The organism is Stenotrophomonas capsici (assembly GCF_034961085.1).
Classification (GTDB): Bacteria; Pseudomonadota; Gammaproteobacteria; order Xanthomonadales; family Xanthomonadaceae; genus Stenotrophomonas; species Stenotrophomonas capsici.
The window spans coordinates 1-2,721 of sequence record NZ_JAYFUH010000132.1 but is presented as its reverse complement, the minus strand read 5'-3'; the positions used below and the strand labels follow the sequence as shown (position 1 = coordinate 2,721).

The following is a 2,721-nucleotide window of genomic DNA, read 5'->3' as shown; positions in this document are numbered from 1 at the left end:
CCTGCAGGTCGGTGCCACGGCGCAGCGGGATCGTCTGCATGGCCTGCAGCACCAGGTCGTTGCCGCGCTGGCTGGCCTGCCGGTCAACCGCACGCAGTGGCGCATCGTTCCGGCGTCGCGCCAGCTGCGCGCTCACCGCCAACAACCATGGCTGGCTACGGCTGCCCAGCAGCGCCGGGAAGCGGTAGTTCACCGCGGTGTTGAAGCGCGGCTCCCAATGGCTGTTGGCGTCCACGGCCGCTTCGCGCCGCTCCACGCCGGGACTCAGCAGCAGTTGCCAGTCGTCATCCAGCTGCCGGCTGTAAGTGAAGCTGGCGCGGTAGCGATCGCCGGAGTAACCGCGCGCACTGGCCATCGCCGGGGCCGGGGTATAACGCTCGTCGCGCCAGTCCAGATTCGCGGCGATGGCAGCCTCACGCCCGACCGGCCTGCGGAACCCCAGCGCCAGGCCGGCGGCATGCATGTAGCGCGCATCATCCAGCCAGGTCTGGCCGAGCAATGCGGCAATGGCCACGCGGCCGTTGCGCATGCCCCAGCGGTTGAGCGAGATCTCCGGCCCAACCTGCAGCTCGGCCACGTCGCTGTCCAACCCATGCAGGTCGCGATAACGGTTGGAGGCCGTGGCAAGGCGTGTGTCGAACACGTCGCCCTGCGCCGACAGTGGCAGCCGGTAGCGCAGTTGCAGGCCGAATTGGCCGCTGGCATCACCGGCCGCGCGCGAGTCCGGGCTGAGCTCGAAGTCCAGGCCGTTGAGGCTGATCGCATGCCGGTCCGGCGCACCGTTGGCATTGCTTTCCACCCGTGCGCCGAGGCTGACCCGACCGGAGAAGCCACCTTCGCGCTTCTGCTCGCCGTCGATCACCGCCATGTAGCCGCGGATCCGGCGCTGCACCGCATCCGGCGTTTCCGGCAACGCCTGCACCTTCTCGAACAGCTGGCGCGCGCGCGGATAGGCCCCCAGGCGGAAGTACAGCGCGGCCAGTTCCAGCTGCAGCCGCGGCGTACCCGGCCGCTCGATCAGCATGCGCTCATAGGTGGCGATGGCGGCTTCGTAGTCGCCCAGGCGCGTGGACAGCACCGCATAGGCAAACCCGGCCTCCAGGTCGGCCGGGTTGTCCAGCACCTGCTGGAACAGTTGCCGGCGTTCGGCTTCCCGCTGCGGCACCTCGGTCGCGGGCACGCTGACCGGTACGTTGTAAGCACGATGCTGTGCCAGCACGTTCGTTGCCATCCCCGGGCACAACAGGGCCGCCAGCAGCATGAAGCGCACGCCTCCCCGGCGCGGCTGCATCCCCCCCTTCGTCTGGCGACGCCACTGTCGCTTGCCCGTTGCCCTGACCACGTCGCTCTCCTGCCCCTGCGCAGACCGCCATGGCTGCAGCCGGCGGCCACTCTACGCAGCTACCGTAAGAACGCCGTCTTGCCTGGACGCGTTCGTTGCAATCAAACCAATGTGGTCATCGCGGCCGAAGCCTGACCCTGCGGACGAGCCTTCCCTGCACCAACATGCAACGGCGCGCAGGGCCGCCGCACCCGGCAGGCAACACACACCGCGGATATCCGTTGGGACGCAGTCTCTGCAACCGATGCCCTGTGCACGAAGCAATGAAGGCGGTTTAGTGCTGGGAAAAGCACATCTCTCCCGAGTCCGACGTCAGCGTGACCGCTTTAGGACTTGGCCTATTCAGGGCATCTGTTCTGCTCTCTATCTTGCGCATCAAGCCGCAAGACATCGGAAACATCCTGCGCGCGACACCTACGACCCGTACTGGCAAGTGCCGACGACGGCACTCATTCGCAGACGCAGGCAAGGGCACCCATCCTGCGGAAAATCAGGAATAAAACCTCATGAACCTCATCTACAAGCTTGTGTGGAACTCGACGCTTGGCGCTTTCATGGTAGCCAGTGAACTGGCCTCCGGAAAGGGAAAAATTGCTTCAAAACCAGGAAGAGCTCAGCGTTCCTCCATCAATGCACTTACCGCTGTCCTCATATCACTGCTGGCGACATCTACGGCATATGCAGACGCCACCAAGCTTGGCACGGGATCCAGCGCAACCGCCGCCAGCGCCAGCAATACCGCCATCGGCTACTACGCGAAGGCTGAAGCCACTGCGTGGGTCATAGGCACATTCGGAAATCGCCGTGTGGATGGCTTGGGGCTTAACATCTCGAGCAGTTCACCGAATGCCAGCAGCGTCGCACTTGGTGATATGGCAGAAGCAAGAAACTTTGGCACTATGGCACTTGGCAGCCGCTCCGTCGCTTCCAGCGTTGGCGCTCTCGCCACGGGCACGTACGCCAATGCGCTGGGCCGCAACAGCATCGCGCACGGCACAGCGGCCTATGCAAGCGGAACCCAGGCGATCTCATTCGGAACATTCTCCGTGGCCAATGCTGCCCGCGCCGCCGCCTTCGGCACCAATGCCACCGCAATCGGCACCGATGCCACTGCAATTGGCACCTCATCGACTGCCAGCGGCAGCCGTGCAATTGCCTTGGGATCGGCATTGACCGGTGGCTCTGATACCGAGGACACCAAGCAGAACATTACCAACCAGACCCGCGCCAGCGGTGTCGATGCCATTGCCATTGGCACCTCGGCCAATGCCGCCGGCAACGACGCCATCGCCATGGGCCGTGCAGCAAGTGTGACCGTCAAAAACGCCATTGCCATCGGCGCCAATGCCACGGCCACGCATGAGGGCAGTGTGGCACTG

At 64.8% G+C, this 2,721-nt stretch carries 2 protein-coding genes; one reads left to right on the top strand and one right to left on the bottom strand.

Annotation, left to right across the window (positions count from 1 at the left end; all coding sequences use genetic code 11):
- Window positions 1–1,291: tetratricopeptide repeat protein (locus VA603_RS10075; RefSeq protein WP_323438728.1), on the bottom strand; the 1,291-nt coding region annotated here is incomplete at its 3' end.
- A 557-nt stretch (window positions 1,292–1,848) separates the two neighbouring features.
- Between VA603_RS10075 and VA603_RS10070 the strand changes: the two genes are divergently transcribed.
- On the top strand, window positions 1,849–2,721 hold an 873-nt coding region (locus VA603_RS10070), incomplete at its 3' end, for an ESPR-type extended signal peptide-containing protein (RefSeq protein WP_323438727.1).